This is a genomic window from Actinomadura sp. 3N508, assembly GCF_044326375.1.
Taxonomy (GTDB): domain Bacteria; phylum Actinomycetota; class Actinomycetes; order Streptosporangiales; family Streptosporangiaceae; genus Spirillospora.
Map to the genome: position 1 here is coordinate 407,943 of NZ_JBIRAX010000007.1, position 19,534 is coordinate 427,476.

Annotated in this window: 22 protein-coding genes; 8 read left to right on the forward strand and 14 right to left on the reverse strand. The window is 71.1% G+C overall.

The genetic code is table 11. The features are described 5' to 3' along the window. The first annotated feature begins 16 nt into the window (after positions 1-16). The 7 genes from ACH34S_RS26235 to ACH34S_RS26265 all read left to right on the forward strand — a co-directional run bounded on the left by ACH34S_RS26235 (position 17) and on the right by ACH34S_RS26265 (position 6,106). The gene (locus ACH34S_RS26235) at positions 17-988 is read left to right on the forward strand and encodes an ATP-binding cassette domain-containing protein (protein WP_395955451.1); all 972 of its coding nucleotides are present in this window, start codon (positions 17-19) and stop codon (positions 986-988) included. Continuing rightward, positions 985-1,758 (forward strand): ABC transporter permease, encoded by a 774-nt coding sequence (locus tag ACH34S_RS26240; RefSeq protein ID WP_395955452.1) that lies wholly within the window; start codon positions 985-987, stop codon positions 1,756-1,758. The genes ACH34S_RS26235 and ACH34S_RS26240 overlap by 4 nt, the downstream gene beginning before the upstream one ends. Before the next feature lie 546 nt (positions 1,759-2,304). Continuing rightward, positions 2,305-4,008: an ATP-binding protein gene (locus tag ACH34S_RS26245; RefSeq protein ID WP_395955453.1), complete on the forward strand. Its 1,704-nt coding sequence runs from the start codon at positions 2,305-2,307 to the stop codon at positions 4,006-4,008. 30 nt (positions 4,009-4,038) lie between these two features. Then, the gene (locus ACH34S_RS26250; protein WP_395955454.1) at positions 4,039-4,476 is read left to right on the forward strand and encodes a roadblock/LC7 domain-containing protein; all 438 of its coding nucleotides are present in this window, start codon (positions 4,039-4,041) and stop codon (positions 4,474-4,476) included. Next, complete coding sequence (locus tag ACH34S_RS26255; protein WP_395955455.1) at positions 4,473-4,838, forward strand: DUF742 domain-containing protein; 366 nt, start codon at positions 4,473-4,475, stop codon at positions 4,836-4,838. The genes ACH34S_RS26250 and ACH34S_RS26255 overlap by 4 nt, the downstream gene beginning before the upstream one ends. Then, a complete protein-coding gene (locus tag ACH34S_RS26260; RefSeq protein WP_395955456.1) occupies positions 4,819-5,496 on the forward strand; it encodes a GTP-binding protein in 678 nt (225 codons plus the stop codon). The genes ACH34S_RS26255 and ACH34S_RS26260 overlap by 20 nt, the downstream gene beginning before the upstream one ends. Before the next feature lie 28 nt (positions 5,497-5,524). Then, positions 5,525-6,106 (forward strand): GAF domain-containing protein, encoded by a 582-nt coding sequence (locus tag ACH34S_RS26265; RefSeq protein ID WP_395955457.1) that lies wholly within the window; start codon positions 5,525-5,527, stop codon positions 6,104-6,106. A gap of 83 nt (positions 6,107-6,189) precedes the next feature. Here the strand turns inward: ACH34S_RS26265 and ACH34S_RS26270 are convergent, their stop codons facing one another. From ACH34S_RS26270 to ACH34S_RS26325, 12 genes are all read right to left on the reverse strand, one after another. After that, complete coding sequence (locus ACH34S_RS26270; protein ID WP_395955458.1) at positions 6,190-7,635, reverse strand: acyl-CoA dehydrogenase family protein; 1,446 nt, start codon at positions 7,633-7,635, stop codon at positions 6,190-6,192. Positions 7,636-8,368: 733 nt separating this feature from the next. Then, positions 8,369-9,025 carry a DUF4360 domain-containing protein gene (locus ACH34S_RS26275; protein WP_395955459.1) on the reverse strand — a complete coding sequence of 219 codons (657 nt, stop codon included), beginning with the start codon at positions 9,023-9,025 and terminating at the stop codon, positions 8,369-8,371. A 548-nt stretch (positions 9,026-9,573) separates the two neighbouring features. Then, the gene (locus ACH34S_RS26280) at positions 9,574-10,974 is read right to left on the reverse strand and encodes a sulfatase-like hydrolase/transferase (RefSeq protein WP_395955460.1); all 1,401 of its coding nucleotides are present in this window, start codon (positions 10,972-10,974) and stop codon (positions 9,574-9,576) included. Between the two features lie 96 nt (positions 10,975-11,070). After that, the gene (locus ACH34S_RS26285) at positions 11,071-11,970 is read right to left on the reverse strand and encodes a HEAT repeat domain-containing protein (RefSeq protein WP_395955461.1); all 900 of its coding nucleotides are present in this window, start codon (positions 11,968-11,970) and stop codon (positions 11,071-11,073) included. 13 nt (positions 11,971-11,983) lie between these two features. Continuing rightward, positions 11,984-12,460: a rhodanese-like domain-containing protein gene (locus ACH34S_RS26290; RefSeq protein WP_395955462.1), complete on the reverse strand. Its 477-nt coding sequence runs from the start codon at positions 12,458-12,460 to the stop codon at positions 11,984-11,986. Then, on the reverse strand, positions 12,454-12,918 hold the full coding sequence (locus ACH34S_RS26295; RefSeq protein WP_395955463.1) for a cysteine dioxygenase: 465 nt from the start codon (positions 12,916-12,918) through the stop codon (positions 12,454-12,456). The genes ACH34S_RS26290 and ACH34S_RS26295 overlap by 7 nt, the downstream gene beginning before the upstream one ends. Positions 12,919-12,965: 47 nt before the next feature. After that, entirely contained in the window at positions 12,966-13,046 is an 81-nt protein-coding gene (locus ACH34S_RS26300; protein WP_395955508.1) for a putative leader peptide, read from the reverse strand. A gap of 27 nt (positions 13,047-13,073) precedes the next feature. Further along, a complete protein-coding gene (locus tag ACH34S_RS26305; RefSeq protein ID WP_395955464.1) occupies positions 13,074-13,547 on the reverse strand; it encodes an RrF2 family transcriptional regulator in 474 nt (157 codons plus the stop codon). Positions 13,548-13,575: 28 nt separating this feature from the next. After that, positions 13,576-14,556, reverse strand: coding sequence for a sulfate/molybdate ABC transporter ATP-binding protein (locus tag ACH34S_RS26310; RefSeq protein ID WP_395955465.1), 981 nt, complete (start codon positions 14,554-14,556; stop codon positions 13,576-13,578). Continuing rightward, the gene (locus tag ACH34S_RS26315; protein WP_395955467.1) at positions 14,556-15,344 is read right to left on the reverse strand and encodes a sulfate ABC transporter permease subunit; all 789 of its coding nucleotides are present in this window, start codon (positions 15,342-15,344) and stop codon (positions 14,556-14,558) included. The genes ACH34S_RS26310 and ACH34S_RS26315 overlap by 1 nt, the downstream gene beginning before the upstream one ends. Next, positions 15,337-16,236 (reverse strand): sulfate ABC transporter permease subunit CysT, encoded by a 900-nt coding sequence (gene cysT / locus ACH34S_RS26320; protein WP_395955468.1) that lies wholly within the window; start codon positions 16,234-16,236, stop codon positions 15,337-15,339. The genes ACH34S_RS26315 and cysT overlap by 8 nt, the downstream gene beginning before the upstream one ends. Positions 16,237-16,247: 11 nt before the next feature. Beyond that, entirely contained in the window at positions 16,248-17,255 is a 1,008-nt protein-coding gene (locus tag ACH34S_RS26325; RefSeq protein ID WP_395955469.1) for a sulfate ABC transporter substrate-binding protein, read from the reverse strand. Positions 17,256-17,500: 245 nt separating this feature from the next. Here ACH34S_RS26325 and ACH34S_RS26330 point away from each other — a divergent pair, with 245 nt between their 5' ends. Continuing rightward, complete coding sequence (locus ACH34S_RS26330; protein ID WP_395955470.1) at positions 17,501-18,409, forward strand: TauD/TfdA dioxygenase family protein; 909 nt, start codon at positions 17,501-17,503, stop codon at positions 18,407-18,409. A 174-nt stretch (positions 18,410-18,583) separates the two neighbouring features. Here the strand turns inward: ACH34S_RS26330 and ACH34S_RS26335 are convergent, their stop codons facing one another. Continuing rightward, on the reverse strand, positions 18,584-18,796 hold the full coding sequence (locus ACH34S_RS26335) for a hypothetical protein (RefSeq protein WP_395955471.1): 213 nt from the start codon (positions 18,794-18,796) through the stop codon (positions 18,584-18,586). A 19-nt stretch (positions 18,797-18,815) separates the two neighbouring features. Beyond that, positions 18,816-19,511 (reverse strand): S8 family serine peptidase, encoded by a 696-nt coding sequence (locus ACH34S_RS26340; protein ID WP_395955472.1) that lies wholly within the window; start codon positions 19,509-19,511, stop codon positions 18,816-18,818. Between the last annotated feature and the right edge of the window lie 23 nt (positions 19,512-19,534).

A 19,534-nucleotide genomic window follows, 5' to 3' on the forward strand; every position in this document is an offset into this window, starting at 1 on the left:
CCGAAGGAGCAGAACCATGACGAACCCGGCCATCGAAGCGAACGGGCTGCGCAAGTCCTACCCCGGCAAGGACGGCGACAATGTCGTGCTCGACGGCATCGACCTGGCCGTCCCCGAAGGGACGATCTTCTCTCTGCTGGGCCCGAACGGCGCAGGGAAGACGACGACCGTCCAGATCCTGTCCACCCTGATCCGCGCCGACGCCGGCGAGGTCCGGGTCGCGGGATACGACCTCACCCGCCAGGCCGACGACGTGCGCGGCGCGATCGGCGTCACCGGGCAGTACTCGGCGATCGACAAGCTGCTCACCGGCGAGGAGAACCTGCTCCTCATGGCCGACCTCAAGCACCTGCCCCGCCGCGAGGGCAGGCGCAAGGCGGCCGAGCTGCTGGAGCGCTTCGACCTGGTCGACGCGGCCCGCAAGCCCGCGAGCACCTACTCGGGCGGGATGCAACGGCGGCTCGACCTGGCGATGACCCTGGTCGGCGACCCCCGCCTGATCTTCCTGGACGAGCCCACCACCGGCCTCGACCCGCGCAGCCGCCGCACCATGTGGGGCATCGTCCGCGACCTCGTCGCCGCCGGCACCACCATCTTCCTCACCACCCAGTACCTGGAGGAGGCCGACCAGCTCGCCGACCACATCGCCCTCCTCGACCACGGACGGCTGATCGCCGAGGGCACCGCCGGCGAGCTCAAGCGGCTCATCCCCGGCGGCCACGTCTCCCTCCGGTTCATCGACGACGACGCGCTCAGTACCGCGCTCGGTGCCCTCGGCCGGGGCTTCGTGGACCCGTCCGACGACGACCGGCTCACGCTGCAGGTCCCGTCCGACGGCGGGGTCGCGGCACTGCGCGACCTGCTCGCCCGGCTGGACGCGGCGGGTGTCGAACCGGCCGACCTCAGCGTCCACACCCCCGACCTCGACGACGTCTTCCTCACCCTCACCGGCCAGAACGCCGGCCCGAACACGGAGGCCCTCCGATGAGCACGCTCACCCTTGCCGCCCGCGACTCCTCCACCATGGTCCGGCGCCAGCTCAAGCGACTGATCCGCTACCCGTCCATGACCGTGCAGCTGCTCGTCACGCCGGTGATCCTCCTGTTCCTGTTCGTCTACGTCTTCGGCGGGACGCTCGGCGCGGGCATCGGCGGCGGCCGCGACACCTACGTCGACTACGTCGTCCCGGGCATCCTGCTCATGGCCGCGACCATGGCCGCGACGGGAACCGCCGTCATGGTCGCCACCGACATGACCGAGGGGATCATCGCCCGCTTCCGCACCATGCGGATCTCCCGGGCCTCCGTCCTTACCGGTCATGTCGTCGCCAGCGTCCTCCAGCAGCTCCTCGGCATGGCCGTCGTCATCGGCGTCGCCCTCGCGATGGGCTTCGGGCCCGACGCCACCGCCGTCGAGTGGCTGGCCGTGGCCGGGCTGCTCACCCTGTTCGTCGTCGCCGTCACCTGGCTGTCGGTCGCGCTCGGCCTGAAGTCCCCGACCCCCGAGGCCGCGAGCAACGCGCCGATGCCGCTGGTCTTCCTGCCCTTCCTCGGCAGCGGCTTCGTCCCCACCGACTCCATGCCCACCGCCCTGCGCTGGTTCGCCGAGTACCAGCCCTTCACCCCGATCATGCAGACCGTCCGCGGCCTCCTGCTCGGCGACCCGATCGGCGACAACGCCGCGATGGCCGTCGCCTGGTGCGCCGGGATCGGCGTCGTGTCCTACCTCTGGGCCAAGCGCACCTACAACAAGTCCTGATCGTGAACCGCCCGCCCAGGGCCGCCAGACCGACCGGTCTGGCGGCCCTTAGTACTGGGTCGCCCTTAGTACTGGGTCGGCCGTCTCCACGCGAAGATCAGCCGCGGGACCGGCGTTTCGGTCGGGTGGGGTGTTGCGGATGATCGTTCCCGCGCTTTTCAGCCGTCCATGCCGACCGGAATGCAGGACGCGCAGGTGAACGCCACGTGAAGATCAACTTACCGGAAAGCCGAAGAATAGGACATAGTGGGACAGATGCCCCGATAGTGCTCCCTGGTCGCTCGAATCTCGGCAATCCTTGCCTCCCGGATGAGGCGTTGTGCCAGCCTAGATACGAACTGTACACATCCGAGTACGTATTACTCAGTATCGTGATCTTTACCCGTCGAGGCACTGAGGACGCCGATGCCTGACTTCTTCGAACCAGCTGCCGACGCCGAGCACCATGGCGTCCGGCAGAACGGCAGGTCAATGAGCCGCGGCACGCGTCGGCAGGACAATATACGCACCTATCACCTGTCCATTTCCGTGCTTCCCGCAGCCATTGTGGGGGTCCTCGGGGTCGCCGCGGTGGCCGTCGTGTACGGCGGCCACACCGTGTCCCAGCAGAGCCGGCTGGTGCTGGCGGCGGCGGCCGTGGGAGTGGCGATCACCATCGGGGCCGCCGCCGTGGCGGCGGACGCGGCCACCCGCCGGGTGCGGCGGCTGCAGGCGCAGTCGGCCGGGCGCGACCGCGAGAACGTCGAGAACGTCCTGTGGCGGCTCGGCGAACTCGGGTCCTTGGTCGCCCACGGCCGCCGGGATCTCCAGAAGCTGTTCGCCGGGCTGAGCGCGGGCGAGAAGGCCGCGCAGCGCAGCGAGGACTTCCCGCCGCCCGACACCGGCGATCCCGTCATGCTGCTCGCCTACGAGCTGCGGAAGGCGCAGAGCGAGGCGTGGAACGCGGTGGTCGCCGCGTCGGCCCTCGAACCCGCGGGCGGCGCCGGCCGGCGGGTCGGCGTCTTCGTCAACCTCGCCCGCCGCATGCAGTCGCTGTCGCACCGGGCCATCCAGGGCCTGGACGAGCTGGAGAACCAGGTCGAGGACCCCGACCTCCTCAAGGGGCTGTTCAAGGTCGACCACCTCACCACCCGGACCCGCCGCCAGGCCGAGAGCCTCGCCGTGATCGGCGGCGCCGCGTCCCGGCGCCGCTGGACGAAGCCGGTCAGCGTCTACGAGGTGATGCGCTCGGCCATCGCCGAGGTGGAGCACTACAACCGGGTGAAGGTGGTGCCGCCGATCGAGGGGAGCCTGCACGGCAGCGCCGTCGCCGACGTCGTCCACCTGCTGGCCGAACTCATCGAGAACGCCACCAAGTTCTCCCCGCCGAGCACGCAGGTGCTGATCCGCGTCGAGACGGTCAGCGCGGGCCTCGCCATCGAGGTCGAGGACCGCGGCATCGGCATCCCGCGCGGCGACCAGCGGCGGCTGAACGAGCTGCTCGCCGACCCGGACCGCGCCGACACCGAGGAGCTGCTGAAGGACGGGCGCATCGGGCTCCTCGTGGTCTCCGCGCTCGCCCGCCGCCACAAGGTCCGCGTCCAGCTCCAGGGCAACGTCTACGGCGGCACGCAGGCCGTCGTCGTCGTGCCCAAGGAACTGGACGGCACCCAGTCGGAGACCGCCGAGGAGGAGCGCCGCGCGGAACCGGCGCACGCGCACGCCGCCCGCCCGGCGGCCGCGACCACGACCGGCCCGATGGCGACCCCGGCCCCGGCCTCCGTCCCGGCGTCTGCCCCGGCCCCCGCGCGGGCGCCGGCGACCTACTCCGGGTCCCTGCCGGGCGTCGAGCCCGAGCCCCATCTGCCGATGAACGACCGGGACGTCCTCGGGGTCGGTCCGGTCGGCCGCCCGCCCGCCATGGCCGAACGCCGCCCGCACCGTCCCGCGCACGCGCGCCCGCCCGCGGAGGTGCCGGACGCGCCGATCCCGCCGAACGCCTCGACCGGCCCCCTCCCGGCCGTCGAGCCGGAGGAGCCGGGGAACGCCGCGCCCGGCGCGCCGGGGAACGGCGGTGCGCGGCCGCCGCTGCCGCGGCGGCAGGCCCAGACGCATCTCCCGCCCGAACTGGCGGACGCCCCGGTCTTCCAGCAGGACGACCCGGACCAGGAAGTCGAACACAATCCTGGATTGATGGCGGCGTTCCAGAAGGGAATCCGCAGCGTCCAGGAGGACGACGGCGCTGCGGACGGCCCGGACAGCCCGAGCTGACGAATCATCACGAATGGTAAGGAGCGTCCATTGAGTGCTGTCTCCCCGAACCAGGCTCAAGATCTTGCTTGGCTGTTGCGGGGGCTGAGCGAGGAGGTTCCGGTCATACGCGGCAGCGTGCTGCTGTCCTCCGATGGCCTGCTGAAAGCCGCCCACGGTTTCGACCGTGCCAGCGCGGAGCAGCTGTCCGCGCTGGCGTCGGGGTTCTTCTCCATCGCGCGGAGCACCGGAATGAAATTCGACGACAGCAACGAGGTGCGGCAGGTGGTGGCGGAGCTCAAGTCCAGCCAGCTGTTCATCTCCTGGGCCGGATTCAACTCCGTGCTGGCGGTGCTGGCGCGGGCGGACGCCGATCCGTCCGTCGTCGGCTTCGAGATGGCGCGGCTGATCAAGGCCGTCCGGCCCTTCCTGCACACCGCCGCGCGCTCGGCGGCGACCGTGCCGGCCGACCGGCACCGGATGCCATGACGGGCGGCGAGGAGGAGGTCTGGATCGACGAGGGCGCCGGCCCGCTGGTACGCCCGTACACGGTGACCGACGGCCGCACCCGCCCGAGCGTCGAGCTGGACCTGCTGTCCCTGGTGGTCGCGGACGGCGCCCTCCCCCCCGCCCTGGACCCGGAGCACGCCGAGGCGATGAGGCTGTGCCGCACCCCCACGTCCGTTGCCGAGGTCGCGGCGCATCTGCGGCTCCCCGTCGCGGTCACCAAGATCCTCATCGCCGATCTGATGGACCACCGGGCGATGAGCCGGCAGCTGGCGCACACCGCGGCGGACCCCAACGACCGAGCCCTTTTGGAGAAACTGCTCGATGGCCTACAACGAGCCTGAGCCGCCCTACTACGGGCCCGAGCCGCCCGGCGGCGCGCCCGAGCCGGCGCACAGCGAGCCTGCGGTGCCGTCCACGCAGGTGAAGATCCTCATCGCGGGCGGGTTCGGCGTCGGGAAGACGACGTTCGTCGGTTCGGTGAGCGAGATCGAACCGCTGAGCACCGAGGAGCTCATCACGACGGCGAGCGTCGGCGTCGACGACCTCGGCGGCATCGCGGAGAAGTCCACCACGACCGTGGCGCTCGACTTCGGCAGGCTCACCTTCGACCAGCACGGGATCGTCCTCTACCTGTTCGGGACGCCCGGCCAGCGGCGCTTCTGGTTCCTGTGGAACGAGCTGTCCGCGGGCGCGCTGGGCGCCGTCGTGCTCGCCGACACCCGCCGCCTGGAGGACTGCTTCGAGGCCGTCGACTTCTTCGAGAACCGGGGAACGCATTTCCTCGTCGCCGTGAACGAGTTCGACGCCGCCTTCCGCTACGACACCGGCGAGGTGCGCGCCGCCCTCGGGCTCGACCCGCGCGTGCCGATCGTGCTGTGCGACGCGCGGGACCGCTCCTCCACCATCGCGGTGCTGCGCGCCCTGGTCCGGCACCTCCTCACCGCCGCCTCCACCACGTCCGCCACGTCCGCCGCCTCCAACTCCGTCAACTCCGCCTGACGCAGAACCGCCACACCTGGAGCATCCCGTGACTCACGACCCGCTGTACGAACCGCTCGGCCACCGCCTCACCCCGATCGACCCCGAAGTGCCCCAGCGGATGACGCGGCTCCGGGAGCTCGGCCTCGGGCAGGGGCCCGACAGCGAGCTCGACGCGCTCGCCCGCGACCTCGCCGAGACCGCCCGGCAGATCGTCGGCTCCGAGCGCCCGCCGTTCGCGATGGTCAACTTCGTCACGGACCAGCAGTACCTCGCCGGTCTGTACGCGCCGCCGGCCCCGGGCGCCGACCCGGCGGGCGCCGTGGAGCTCAGCCGGGAGATCCCGCTCGACCACGGGTACTGCCCGCACGTGGTGGTGCGGCGCAAGGCGCTCGTCCTGGACGACGTGTGCGACTACCCGCGCTTCGCCGGCAACCCGGTCGTCGACAAGCTCGGCATCCGCACCTACGCCGGCGCCCCGCTCATCGACCGGACGGGAACGGTCCTCGGCACGATCTGCATCATCGACCAGGAGCCGCGGCCGTGGGGCCATCCCGGGCTCAACCTCATCAAGGAGCGGGCGGCGGACCTGATGCAGCTGGTCCGCCGCCGCGAGGGACTGCCGGGCTAGATGGGACGCGGGCCCCTTCGGAACCCGCCCTCGTTCCGGAACCCGCGCTTGCCCCGGAACATGGGCGTGGTCCAGGAGGCGGGCTAGTTCAGGACGTGGCCGCCGAGCACGCCCGCGGAGAGCAGCTCGAACTCGTTGGCGACACCGGCGATGTCGGCCTTGAGGAACTCGATCGCCGTCCGGGCCGCGCGCGGGTCCGCGCCGGTCTCGGCGGCCCATCGCATGACCTGGCCGATCGCGAACGCGTAGGCGATCGCGCGGCCCGCCAGGACCAGGTGCTCCTGGCGCAGGTCCCGGTCGAGGAAGCGCAGGTCCAGCCCGTGCGCGTTGACCGCGGACGCGGTGAGCGGCCACTCGGCCAGGAACCGGCTGAGCGCGCGGCCCTCCGTCCTGGCGAGGCAGTACTCCGTGAGCTGCTGGCTGAGCAGGTCGTTCGTGCCGTCGAAGATGGTGTAGACGCGGGCGTCGAGGAACGCCTGGGCGGAGATGTTGGTCGGCGACCCGTAGCGGTACCCTTCGCCGCCGACGAGCTGCTGGTAGTGGTGCGCCGCGCTGAGCATCCGCTCCGTGGCGACCGTCTTGATCGCCTGGATGGCGGGGAACGCGCCGATCATCGCCTCCTTCATGTTCAGCGCGGTCCGCAGGTGGTGGTTGAGCGCCGAGCAGACGACGTAGGACGCGTCGATCGCCGCCAGCCGGTAGCGGACGAACCGGATCGCCGACTGCGGGCCGGGCCCGATCCGGCGGCGTTCGGCGTAGGCGTGCGCCTCCCGGCTGACGCGGCGCAGGAACCCGGCGCCCATCGCCGCCATCATCGCCCGCGACGCCATGAGCATCTCCACCATCGGGCGCAGCGTCCGCCCGTCGGCGGCGATCCGCCGGTGCCGGGGGACGACCGCGTCGATCTCGTTGAGCCCGTAGTCGATGACCTTCAGCCCGAGCGGCTCGTAGGGCCGCAGCGTGCGGAACCCTTCGCTGCGCTTGACGATGAAGTAGCCGTACTCGCGCTGGTCGCGCGTCTCGTTCTTCGCGCTGACCAGCCACCAGTGGGCGCTGCTGCTGAACGCCTGCCAGTGCTTGCGGCCGCGGATCCGGTAGCCGCCCTCGACCTCCTCGAACGTGGTGGTCATGGCGGACATGGCCGAGCCGCAGCCGGGCTCGGTGGAGGCGAATCCGGCGATCATGGGATCGCCGGAGGCGTAGGCCGGCAGCACCTCCCGCCTGGCCTCCTCGCCGGCCCAGAGCACGATGGGCCGCAGCGCGACCGCGCTGATCACCGTGACGTACATGCCGAGTGGCAGGTTCCACTCGGAGAGGGTCTCCACGACCTCGCACATCTCGGCGTGGTCGTCCCTGCCGCCGAATTCCTTGGGCAGCGTCGGCAACAGCACGCCGGCCTTCGTGAGCAGCGTCCAGTCGTCGGCGGGAAGGTTCTGCTGCGGGTAGCTCGCGGAATCGAATCGAGGGGCGACGGTCTCGATACCGCCGATGAATTCGTTCGTCGACAGGGACAGAAGATCATTCGTCATGATGTCCGCTCTCACGGGTCGGGCCTGGCACGCGGGGGAAGTCGTCAGGGTCCGGCTATCAAGAGCACGCCGATGTCGAATCATCAGCGCGGTATCGGGCCATGAACCACCTCCGGAACCTTCCCTAGGTGAGCGACTCCGCCATAGTTAATCGAGCGGTCACAACACGCAAGCAACATCTGGCTTACCGTAAGCCCCGATGAAAACTGATTCACCTCATTGACCTGCGAACTCTCGCGACCTGGCGAACTTTGCCGCAGCGTGCGCGGCGACCGGCCCGGAGGACGGCCGCGGGGCCCGGAGCCGGTTCCGGGATCGGAGGGCCCCCTGGTCAGCGGACCGTTCCCTGGCGTGGACGCGAGTCGCCGCCGGCCGATGGCGCAATCGAATCCGGCCGCCGCCACTCGCGAATCCGTCGCCGACCTGCACACTGGCTTGATCTTATACGGATTCCAGATCGCGTTCGGCTCATTCGCAACAACCGGCCGTTCCGGCGCGCAATGCACATGAACAACACGCGGCTCTCCCTCTCCCAAGGGAAAGCCGCGTGCAGAGGTCGGACGTGGCGTATGGCGCGGCCCACGACCGGAGGCCGCAACGGTGCGTGTTCGGCGCCGATAGGTACGCTGAAAATCTTGTGATCAGCGTCGCTGCCTCAAACCAATTACTCTCGGCCGCCGGAACCACTAGTGGCGGACACGGGCGGTTACGGCGGCTGCGGCAGTTACGGCGGCTACTTGCACTGCCTCCAGGCGAAGTGATAGATCGCCCGGTTGAGGCCGTCGGAGTTCAGGGAGATCATGCTGACCTCGGCCGGGTCCGAGGTTCCCGGCTCGACGCGCAGCTCGGTGTTGATGTCGAGGGTCGGCTCCTGGTCGCAGGGCTTCCAGATGAGCTGCTCCACCGCCACCCGGTCGGTGAAGTGCCAGGAGCCGCCCCGGGGGCCGGTCATGGAGAACTCGCTGACCCGGGGCGAGGTGTCGCCGTGGAAGGAGTAGCTCTCCTTGTGGCCGGCCCTCGCACCGCGCTGCAGCTGGGCGCCCAGCCGGTGGTCCGTCTGCGCGATGGCGTAGGCGAAGCCCTTCGGGGCGCCCACCTTCAGGGAGAGCCGGCAGTTCTTGCGCGCGTCGGCCGGTTTCGACGTGCCGCCCACCCGGGCCGTGAAGTCGCTGTATTCGAGGTGGAAGCCGTCATGGTCGTCACGGATGACGGCCTTGGCGGTGCCGGGCGCGCAGCCCGAGCCCTTCGCGGCCGCGATCTCGATCGTGACGTCGTCGGGGCCGGGAACGGGCCGCGGCGCGGACGCGGCGGCGGCCGGGGCGGCGGCGGTCGCGGTCAGGAGGGCGAGCGCCACGGCGCTCATGGCGGAAATGGCGGTGCCCTTGCGCATGATACGAATTCCTCGCGCTGCGATGGGAGCCCGGCCTCGGCCGACCGGAAAGGCGGGCACCGAAATCCGATTCCTTCAGGCACCCACTCAATGGATGTAGATCATCATCTGCTCGGAGATTAACCCCGCGCCAAACCGGTGTCAATCCACTGATCATCGGGAGCCGCCGCGCATTTTTGACAAGGAACGTTCCACACCGGTCACGCCTGTTGAAAGCCCGCTCCGATTCGGGTGGCCGGCCCGGCCGGCGCTCCAGGACCTGGGGTTCCTCAAGGTGGAGGGCTTCCGGCGCGCGTGACCGCACCCGACCTGTTCCTGGAATTCTCACGGGGCGGGGAGCATCATGACCGAGTTGACGACGACGGCAGGGCCACCTTTTTCAGCAGCGTCCTGCTGGCCGGCGAGGATTACTACGACCTCGGGCAAAGAAACGGATCCCCTGAGACCAGAGGGGATCCGTTTCTCAGCCGGTCATCCGGACCCGCTGCCCGAGCGCGTAGTGCGGGCCGACCACCGCCCGCCCCCCGGCCGTTCGGGGCGGCCCGCGCTCAACCCGCGGGATAGGGCAGCAGCCCGCTGTCGGTCTTCTCCCACGCGGCGCGCAGGTCGGCGAGCACGGTGGGATGGCGCCGGGCGAGGTCGGCCTGTTCCCGGGGGTCGTCGGCCAGGTTGTGGAGTCTCTCGCCGGAGGTGGTGCGCAGGTATTTCCAATCGCCGCGGCGCAGCGCCCGCTGCTGCTTCGTCCGCCAGAACAGGTCGCGGCGCGGCGGCCGGGCGCCGTGGCGCAGGTACGGGACGAGGCTGTGCCCGTCGAGCGGATGCCCGGCGCCCGGCCGCACTTCGGCCGCCTCCAGCAGCGTGGCCGTCCAGTCATGGGTGATGACGGGCACGTGGCTGACCTGCCCCGGACGGATCGCGGCTGGCCAGCGCAGGATGTTCGGGACCCGGATGCCGCCCTCGTTCAGCCCGCCCTTCTCGCCCGACAGCGGCCACTGGTAGGAGAAGCGCTCCCCGCCGTTGTCGCTGCTGAACAGCACGATCGTGTCCTTCTCCCGGCCGGTGGCGCGGAGGGCGCGCAGGACGCGTCCGACGGCGCCGTCCAGGCTCTCGACCATCTTGCGGTAGGTGTCCAGGGAGCCGCCGTCGTCGTGCCACAGCGCCCGCGAGTCGCCCGCCTTGATCCGCGCGGTGATCTGCGCGCTCACCTCCCGGTCGCCGGGCGCCTCCCAGGGCCAGTGCGCGGCGGTGAAGTTGAGGTTCAGCAGCCACGGCCGGTCGTGGTCGCGCCGGATGAACTCGGCGGCGCGGTCGGCGAGGGTGTCGGTGTAGTAGTCGAGGGACTCGGCCGGGACCTCGCCCTCGTACAGGTCGACGCCCGAGCCGGAGACCTTCGAGTAGTAGTCGACGGCGCCCGACAGGTTGCCGAAGAACACATCCCAGCCGGACTTCACCGGGCTGTACCAGGGCAGGAAGCCACAGTGCCATTTGCCGAACATGGCGGTGGCGTATCCGGCGCCCTTCAGCAGCGACCCCAGGGTGGGATGCTCGGGCGGGATCCCGATGAGCTCGTGGGGGCGGGCGATGGGTTCCTCCAGGCCGCCGCGGAGCCGTCCGGGATAGCGGCCGGTGTAGAGCGCGAACCGGGTGGGCGAGCAGACGGCCGCCGCCGAGTAGCCCTGCGTGAAGCGGACGCCCTCGCGGGCCAGCCGGTCCAGATGGGGCGTCCTGATGTGCGGCGATCCGTAGCTGCTCAGATCGGCCCAGCCCAGGTCGTCGCCGAGGATGACCAGGATGTTCGGCCGCGCGGGCCGTCCGCGGCGGCCGGGGTCGGCCCGGAACTCCCGTTCCGCCGCCTGTGCCGATGCGGCGCCGCCCGGTAGCGCCGCGCCCGCCGCGGCCCCCGCCGCCACGGCCCCCGCCGCGGCGAATTCCCTCCTGCTCAGACCCATGCCAAGCTCCCTCCCATTAATCGATTAACCAAACCTGAAAAGCCTGAAATAGGCCGCACGCTGGACGGCGGCGGCGTGCTCAGCCCTTCGGGAGCGTCAGGCGAGGGCCCAGCGGGCCTGCGTGCGGACGCTCGGGTCCGGGTCGGCGAGCGCCTCGGTGAGCGCGGCGAGGACCTCCGGACGGTCCGCCGCCCACTGCTCCAGCGACCGGACCGCGGCCCGCCGGACGTCCACCGTCCGGTCCTGCAAGGCCCTGATCAGCGGTGGGATGGCGCCGTCCGGGTCGCCCTTGGCCAGCGCGACGGCGGCGGTCCGGCGCACCTGCCGGCTCGTGTCGTCGAGGAGGGCGGCCACGACGCGGAGCTCCAGATCCTCCGGGACGCCCAGCGCGGCGGCGGCGTCCAGCGCGGCCATCCGGACGACCGGGTCGTGGTCGGTGAGCAGGCGCGCCAGGGCGGGCAGCCCCTCGGGCAGCGCGATCCGCGCCAGCCCTTCGGCGACCGCCACCCGGACCTCGCGGTCCGGGTCGGCGGCGGCCTCGGCCACCCGCCCGACCGCGTGCAGCGCGACGAGGCCGAGCACGGCCTGGACACGGACATGGGCCTCGCCGTCGTCCAGGCCGTGGGCATACAGGTCGGCCGCCGCCTCCGTCAGGCCGGTGAGCAGTTCGGCGGCGATCTCGCGGACGAACGGCTCTCGCCCGCGCGCGGCGGCCAGCATCAGGGCCTTGATCCCGCCGTCGGCGAGATAGATCTCGGGCAGGTCGCGCAGGGCGCCGGCGGCGCTGCGGCGGACGTCCGCGTGCTCGTCGGCGAGCGCCCAGGCCAGCGCGTCGCCCGCGGCGTGCGGAGCACGACCGGCACGGGCGCTCTTGATCAGGGCACCGAGGGCGGCGTCGCGCACCCCGGGCTCGGGGTCGCGCAGGTAGACCTCGACGTCGTCGAAGCGGAGGTCGTCGAGCAGGCGCAGGTCGATGGGGCGATTGTTGATCGACATGGGGGGTCTCCGATCAGCTGTCAGAGCCGGTACGGACCGCTCGCCCGGCGGCCGGGCCGGTGGCGGGCAGGCCCACCGTCGGCAGGCCCGTCGTCGGCAGGCCCGCGGCGCGCCAGGCGTGGAAGCCGCCGGTCACGTCGGTGGCGTGCACCAGGCCCAGGTCCTGCAGCGCGGCGGCGGCCAGGCTGGAGGTGTAGCCCTCCGAGCACAGGACGATCACGCGCACGTCATGCCCGGTCGCCTGCGGGATGCGGGCATCGGACGCGGGATCCAGGCGCCACTCCAGGACGTTCCGCTCGATCAGGAGCGCGCCCGGCACCTCGCCCTCGTCCGCGCGCTGGGCGGCCGGGCGGATGTCGACCAGCAAGGCGCCTTCTCGCCACCGGTCGTACGCCGCCTCCGGGCTCAGCCGCTGGAGCCGGGCACGGGCGTCGGCCAGGACGTCGTCGATCGTGCGAGGCGGCCGTGCATCCGATACGCGCGTCACCATTGCGCGGCCTCCTCAGTGGCCAGCCGCACCAGCCGGTCGCCGACGAGGTCGTAGCGGTTCATGGTCGACAGCGGCGGCGAGTAGACGTGCACGCTCACGGCGGGCGCGGCCGAGACGTTGCGCACCTCGTGGATGTACTCGGCGCCGAACGCGCGGGCGCGGCCGGGCGTGACCTCCCGCGCGCCGCCGAGGTCCCGCTCCTCCAAGCTGCCAAGCGCGACGGCGAACGCGCCCCGCGATCCGCCGTGGTCGTGCAGCCCGGTGCTCTGGCCGGGCAGCCAGCTGATCAGCCAGATCTCCTGGCCGTTGTCGCGGTGCAGGCGCTCGTACCAGCGGCCGCGCGGGTCCAGCCGGACCCGCGGCAGCCACTCCTCGCTGCGTCCGGCCAGGTCGGCGACGGTGGCACCGAGATCGGCGGCCAGGCCGGACTCCCGCGACGCGGTCGTGCTGATGGTCATGTGATTCGTTCCTCGGTCTCTGGTCGGTCCGCTGCGCGTTCGGGCGTTCAGACGCGGCGACACAGCGCGGCGGCGAGGCGTCCGAGATCGACGTGCCGCCGGGACCAGAGCGGGGCCCGGGAACTCATGGGATCAGCATGGCAGAAATTCCCTACCTAATCAATCTGAATTATAGGTTGAGGGGGCGGGGCCGGGTCCGCCAAGGCCCGGACGTGGGCGGGCAGGCGGCCGTTGGTGAGGTCGTCGAGGGTGGTCTCGTCCAGGACGCGGCGAAGGGCGGTGTCCGCGGCGCGCCAGAGCTGCTCCAGGTGCGCCGCGGCGACCGACATCGGGCGGACGCCGGGCTCATGCGGGCCGTCCTCGGCGGGGGCGAAGGTGGTGTCCATGGCCCGCACCACCTCCCCGGCCGTGATCTGCGACGCGGGCCTGGCCAGCCGGTACCCGCCGTCGTGGCCCCGCTGGCTGACCACGAGCCGGGACCGCCGCAGCTCCCCGAGAATGGTCTGCAGAAAGGTGAACGGCATCTGCTCGGCCTCGGCCAGCGCGGGCGCGCTGATCGGCTCCGGCCCCGCGGCCGCCATGGCCAGCAGGGCGCGCATCGCGTAATTGGTGCGGGCGGTGACGTACAACGTACTGCTCCCCCGGTCCCAGGTCGCATCAGCTCGCCGGGACCGTGGCGGCCTGGGCGGACGGCCGGACGTGCACCTCGGTACCCGCCTCGGCGGACAGCCGCCCAGCGGATTCCCGCGTCATCTGCGCCCACGCCGGATACTCCTTCTCCGGCTCCGCCGCCTCCCGCACCCGGAACTCGACCCGGGTCTCGAACCCGAGGCGCACCACCCGCGTGATCACCGCCGGTCGCGTCCCCGGCCCCGGCTCGCTGGAGATCACGACGTCGTGCGGCCGCAGCAGCCGCCCGCCGATCTCGGTGACCGGACCGAGGAACTTCATCACGAAAGGGCTCGCCGGGTTGTCGTAGATGTCGGCGGGCGCCCCGGCCTGCTGGACGACGCCGTCCGCCAGCACCACGATCGTGTCGGCGACCTCGATCGCCTCCTCCTGGTCGTGGGTGACGAAGACCGTCGTGACGTGCACCTCGTCGTGCAGGCGGCGCAGCCATGTGCGCAGCTCCTTGCGGACCTGGGCGTCCAGGGCGCCGAACGGCTCGTCCAGCAGCAGCACGTCGGGGTTCACGGCCAGCGCCCTGGCCAGCGCCATCCGCTGGCGCTGCCCGCCCGACAGCTGCGCCGGATAGCGGGCGGCGAACTGGTCGAGATGGACGAGCTCCAGCAGCTCCTCCACCCGCTTCTTGATCTCCGCCTTCGGCCGCTTCCGGATCTTCAGCCCGAACGCGACGTTCTCGAAGACGGTCAGATGCTTGAACGCCGCGTAGTGCTGGAACACGAACCCGACACCGCGCCGCTGCGGCGGCAGCCGGGTCGCGTCCTTGCCGGAGATCAGCACCTGGCCCGAGTCGGGTCTCTCCAGCCCCGCGATCACGCGCAGCAGGGTCGATTTCCCGCCGCCGCTCGGGCCGAGCAGCGCGGTCAGCGAGCCGGACGCCACGTCCACCGACACGTCCTTCAGGACGGCCGCCTCGCCGAACGACTTGTTCACATCACGGATCTCGATCGCCATCAGGAGCCGTCCTTCGGTCGCAGGAGCTTGGTCGCCAGGAGGCTGGCGACCGCGATGACCGCCAGCGCGAGCGCGGCGGCGTAGGACGCCTGCACGTCGAAGTTCTCGAAGCGCTCCTCGACGAACAGCGTCAGGGTCTGGGTCTGGTCGACCGTCCGGCCGGAGACGACGGCCACGGCGCCGTACTCTCCCAGCGCGCGGGCGAGGGAGAGCACGATGCCGTAGCCGAGCGCCGCCCGGATGCCGGGCAGGGTGATGCGCCGGAAGGTCTGCCACCCGCCCGCGCCGAGCGTCTGCGCGGCCTGTTCCTGCTCGTCGCCCATCTCCTCCAGGACCGGGACGATCGAGCGCACCACGAGGGGCAGGCAGACGAACACCGTCGCGAGCACCATCCCCGGCGTGGAGAAGATGATCTGGATGCCGCGGTCCTCCAGGAAGCCGCCCGCCGGGCTGAACGCGCCGTACACCAGGATCAGCGCCAGCCCGACGACGACCGGGGACACCGCGAGCGGCAGGTCGATCAGCGCGCTGAGCAGCCGCTTGCCCGGGAACTGGTGCCGGACGAGCAGCAGCGCCGCCAGCACCCCGAACAGCGTGTTCAGCACGACGGCCCAGCCCGCGACGATGAGCGTCACCTGGAAGGCGTGCAGCGCCGAATGCGAGGTGAGCGCGTCGACGAACGGGCCGGGGCCGTCCCCGAACGTCCGCCAGCCGATCAGCCCGACCGGCAGGATCAGCAGGAACAGCAGGTAGATCAGGACGATCAGGCGCAGCGCGTACTTAGCCACGGCGGGCCCCCCAACGGCGCAGCAGGTCGATCGACAGCAGGACCAGCAGCGACAGCACGAGCAGCGCGGTCGACGTCGCCGCCGCGGCGGCGGTGTTGTCGCTCTCGATCTGCCCGAAGATGTGCACGGCCGCGACCTGCGTCTTGAACGGGACGTTCCCGGAGATCAGCACCGTCGAGCCGAACTCGGCGACGGCGCGGGTGAAGGCCAGCGCGGTGCCCGCCAGCATGGCCGGGATGAGGTTCGGCAGGATGATCCGCCGGAAGATCGTCCAGTTGCCGGCGCCGAGCGAGGCCGCGGCCTGCTCCATCTCCCGGTCGAACTCCAGCAGGACCGGCTGGACGGTGCGGACCACGAACGGCAGCGTCACGAACAGCAGGGCCACGACGACGCCCACCCGGGTGTAGGCCAGCGAGACGCCGAGCGGGCTGTCGGTCCCGTACAGCGTCAGCAGGACCAGGCCCGCCACGATCGTGGGCAGCGCGAACGGCAGGTCGATCAGCAGGTCGAGCAGGCCCTTGCCGGGGAAGGAGTCGCGGACCAGCACCCAGGCGATCAGCGTGCCCATGAAGAGGTTGATCAGCGCCACCACCAGCGAGGCGATGACGGTCAGCTTCAGCGCGGCCCAGGCGTCGGGGGTGGTGATCGCGTCCCAGAACCCGCCGGGGCCCTGCGCGGCGCCCTTCCAGATGACGGCGGCCAGCGGGATCAGGACCACCGCGCTCAGGAAGATGGTCGCGGTGCCGACCCCGAGCGCGGTGCCACCGGCCCCGCTGCCGCCCAGCCCGGCCAGCCGGGCCGGCCGGCCCTTTCCTCCCGGCGGGGAGACGGGGCCGGCCGCCTCGACGTGTTCGTCCAGGGTGGCGGTCGAACTTTTCGTCGTCTCGCTCATCAGACGGAGACCTAGCCCTCCACAGAGACGCCGATGCCCTTTTCGACATCGGCCATGATGCTGCCCTTGGGGTCGAAGAACTCGGCCGAGACGGTCTTCCACCCGCCCAGGTCGTTGATGGTGAACAGCCCGGCGGGCTTGGGGAACTGCTCGGCGCCGGGGACGCCGTCCACCACCGGCCGGTAGCCGTTCTTGACGAAGATCTCCTGCGCCTTCTTGCCGTACAGGAACTTCAGGAAGGCCTTGGCCTCGGCGGGGTGCTCGCTCTTCTTCGTCACCGCGACCGGGTTCTCGATCAGGATCGTGGAGTCCGGGACGGTGTAGTCGAGCGGCTGGTTGCTCTGCTTGGCGAAGATGGCCTCGTTCTCGTAGGCGAGCAGCACGTCGCCCTTGCCGCCCGCGAACGTCTGCAGCGACTTGCGGGCGCTGGAGTCCTGGACGGGGACGTTCTTGAACAGCGCGTGCAGGTACGCGGTACCGGCCGCCTTGTTCGTGCCCTTGTTCGCCTTGGCGCCGTAGCCCGCGAGCACGTTCCAGCGCGCCCCGCCGGAGGTGAACGGGTTGGGCGTGATGACCTCGACGCCCGGCTTGGTCAGGTCGTCCCACGACTTGACGTTCTTGGGGTTGCCCTTGCGGGTCGCCAGGACGACGACCGAGTCGGTGACCATGCCCTTCTCGGGGCCGGTGTTCCAGTCGCCGGCGACGAGGCCGGCGTCCACCAGCCGCGTCATGTCCGGCTCCAGGGACAGCGCGACGATGTCGGCCTTGAGCCCGGACGCCACCGCCCGGCTCTGCTCGCCGGACGAGCCGTAGGACTTGGTGAACTGGACCTTCTTGCCCTCGGGCGTCTTCTGGTACTCCTTGATGATCGCCTCGTATGCCGCCTGCGGCGTGGAGTAGGCCACCAGCGACAGCCGGACCTTCCCGCCCCCGGCGCCCGCCGATCCGCCGCATCCCGCCGCCGCCCCCACGACGATGGCCGCCAGCCCCAGTGCCGACGCCGCCCTGCGTCCGTACATTCCGCCCCTCCCCTACTTTCTATACATGTTTGATCGAGAAAGGATGATACAGGTGGATGGCGGCGTCAACACATGACTTGGAGGTAAGAGTCGGCTGAGTCCGCCGGGCGCGAGATTTCCTACTCAAACGATAGGAATAGTTGACTATTCCTCGGCGGCCGTGCTTCGCTCTACAGCAGCGGTTGCTTCTTCCTCCGCACGCTCCTCCCTCCCACGCACGTCCCTTCACGAGAAGAGGTGGATGCATGTCCGACTTCGATGTCCGCAGGATCGGCGGGCGCATCGGCGCCGAGGTCACCGGTGTCGACGTGCGCGACCTGTCCGACACGATCTTCGGCGAGATCCACGCCGCGCTGCTGGAGCACAAGGTGCTGGGCTTCCGCGGCCAGGACCTCACCGACGACGACCAGGTCGCCTTCGCCGCGCGGTTCGGCGCGCTCACCGGCGCGCACCCCACGGTCCCCGCCGTGACCGGGCGGCCCGAGGTCCTGCCCGTCGACAGCGAGCTGGCGCGGGCCAACCACTGGCACACCGACGTCACCTTCGTCCGCACCCCGCCCAAGATCAGCACGCTGCGCGGCCTGGTCGTCCCGCCCTACGGCGGCGACACGCTCATCGCCAACACCGCCGCCGCCTACCGCGATCTGCCCGACGAGCTGCGCGAACTCGCCGACCGGCTCTGGGCCGTCCACACCAACGACCACGACTACGTCAAGCCCGGCAGAAGCGGCGTCGATCCCGCGAAGGCGGCCGAGCAGCGCAAGGTGTTCCTGTCGCGCACCTGGAAGACCGCGCATCCGGTGGTACGGCTCCACCCTGAGTCGGACGAGCGGAACCTGTTCATCGGGGGGTTCGCGCAGAGCATCGTCGGGCTGACGTCACAGCGAGAGGGACGCGCCATCCTCGACATGCTGCAGTCCTACGTCACCCGGCCGGAAAACATCCTGAGATGGGTATGGTCCCCAGGCGACCTGATCGTGTTCGACAACCGGATCACGCAGCACTACGCCCCGGACGACTACGGCGACCTGCCGCGCCTGCTGCACCGCGTCACCGTCGCGGGCGACGTCCCGGTCGGTGTCGACGGGCGGCGCAGCTACATCGTGGAGGGCGACGACGCGTCCCATTACACCCCGGCCACCACGGCGGCCTGACGGGTGACATGCGGCCGGGCCCGGTGTGGGCTGGCACCGGGCCCGGCGGCTCACCGATCCGAGGCCACTGGACGGTGAGCGTGTAGACGCCACCGCCGGTCCTCGACGCGCCGTCCGTGGCGGTGATGCTGATCTTGTAGGTGCCCTCGGGGGTGTCCGCCGTCGTCTGGACGGTCAGCTTGGCGGTGCCGCCGTGGAGACGTACTTGCCGGGCTCGACCTTGCCGGACGCCGGGCTGACGCCGACGCCGAACGTCCCGTCGCCGGGTTCGGTGCCGATGGTCTTCCTGGCCCAGCCGCCCATCTCGTTGGTCAGCCGGGCCATGATGCCGTAGCGGTCGCAGGTGCCCGCGCCCCACGACACGACGCCGACGACGACGCCGTCCACGGTGAAGGGGCCGCCGCTGTCACCGGAGCAGACGGTGCTGCGCGGGCGCCGAGTCCGGGGCGCTGCCGCCGCAGCCGAGCGAGCGGACCGCCACGACCTTCGCCTTCTTCGCGACGCCGACGGTCTTGCCGGCGATCGTCCCGGCGACGTGCGTGCCGTGCCAGAAGCAGTCGGACGCGTCGGCGTCGTCGTCCACGAAGTCGTAGCCGTGGAACGCCCGCCCCTCGAACTCGGGGTGGTCCTTGTTGACCCCGGAATCGATCACGTAGGCGGTGACGCCGTCGGCGGTGTTCGGATAGGTGTACTTCTTGTCCAGGCCGGTCGTCTTCTGGTCGATCTGGTCGAGGCCCCAGGACGGCGGGTTCGGCTGCTCGCCCGCCGCCCGCGCGGTGCCGTCCTCGTACACGGCCTTGACGGCCGGGTCGGCCGCCAGCCGCCGCGCCTGCTTCGCGGACATGTTCCGTACCGCGAACCCGTTGAGCGTGACGGTGTAGGTGTCGCGGACGAGGCCGCCATAGCGCCTGGTCAGCGCGGCGGCCTGTCCTTGGGCGGCCGATGGGGCGGCGTCGCGGAGGACCACGATGTACTGGCCGGCGACGGGACGATCCGCCCGCATCACCGTGCCCTCCGGCTCGTCCGCGGCGGCGGTGCCGCCCGGCAGCGCGGCGGCGCACGCGAAAGCCATGAGGACCGCGGTCAGCGGTCCGCCGCGCATGGTTCTCCCATCAGTTCGCGCCG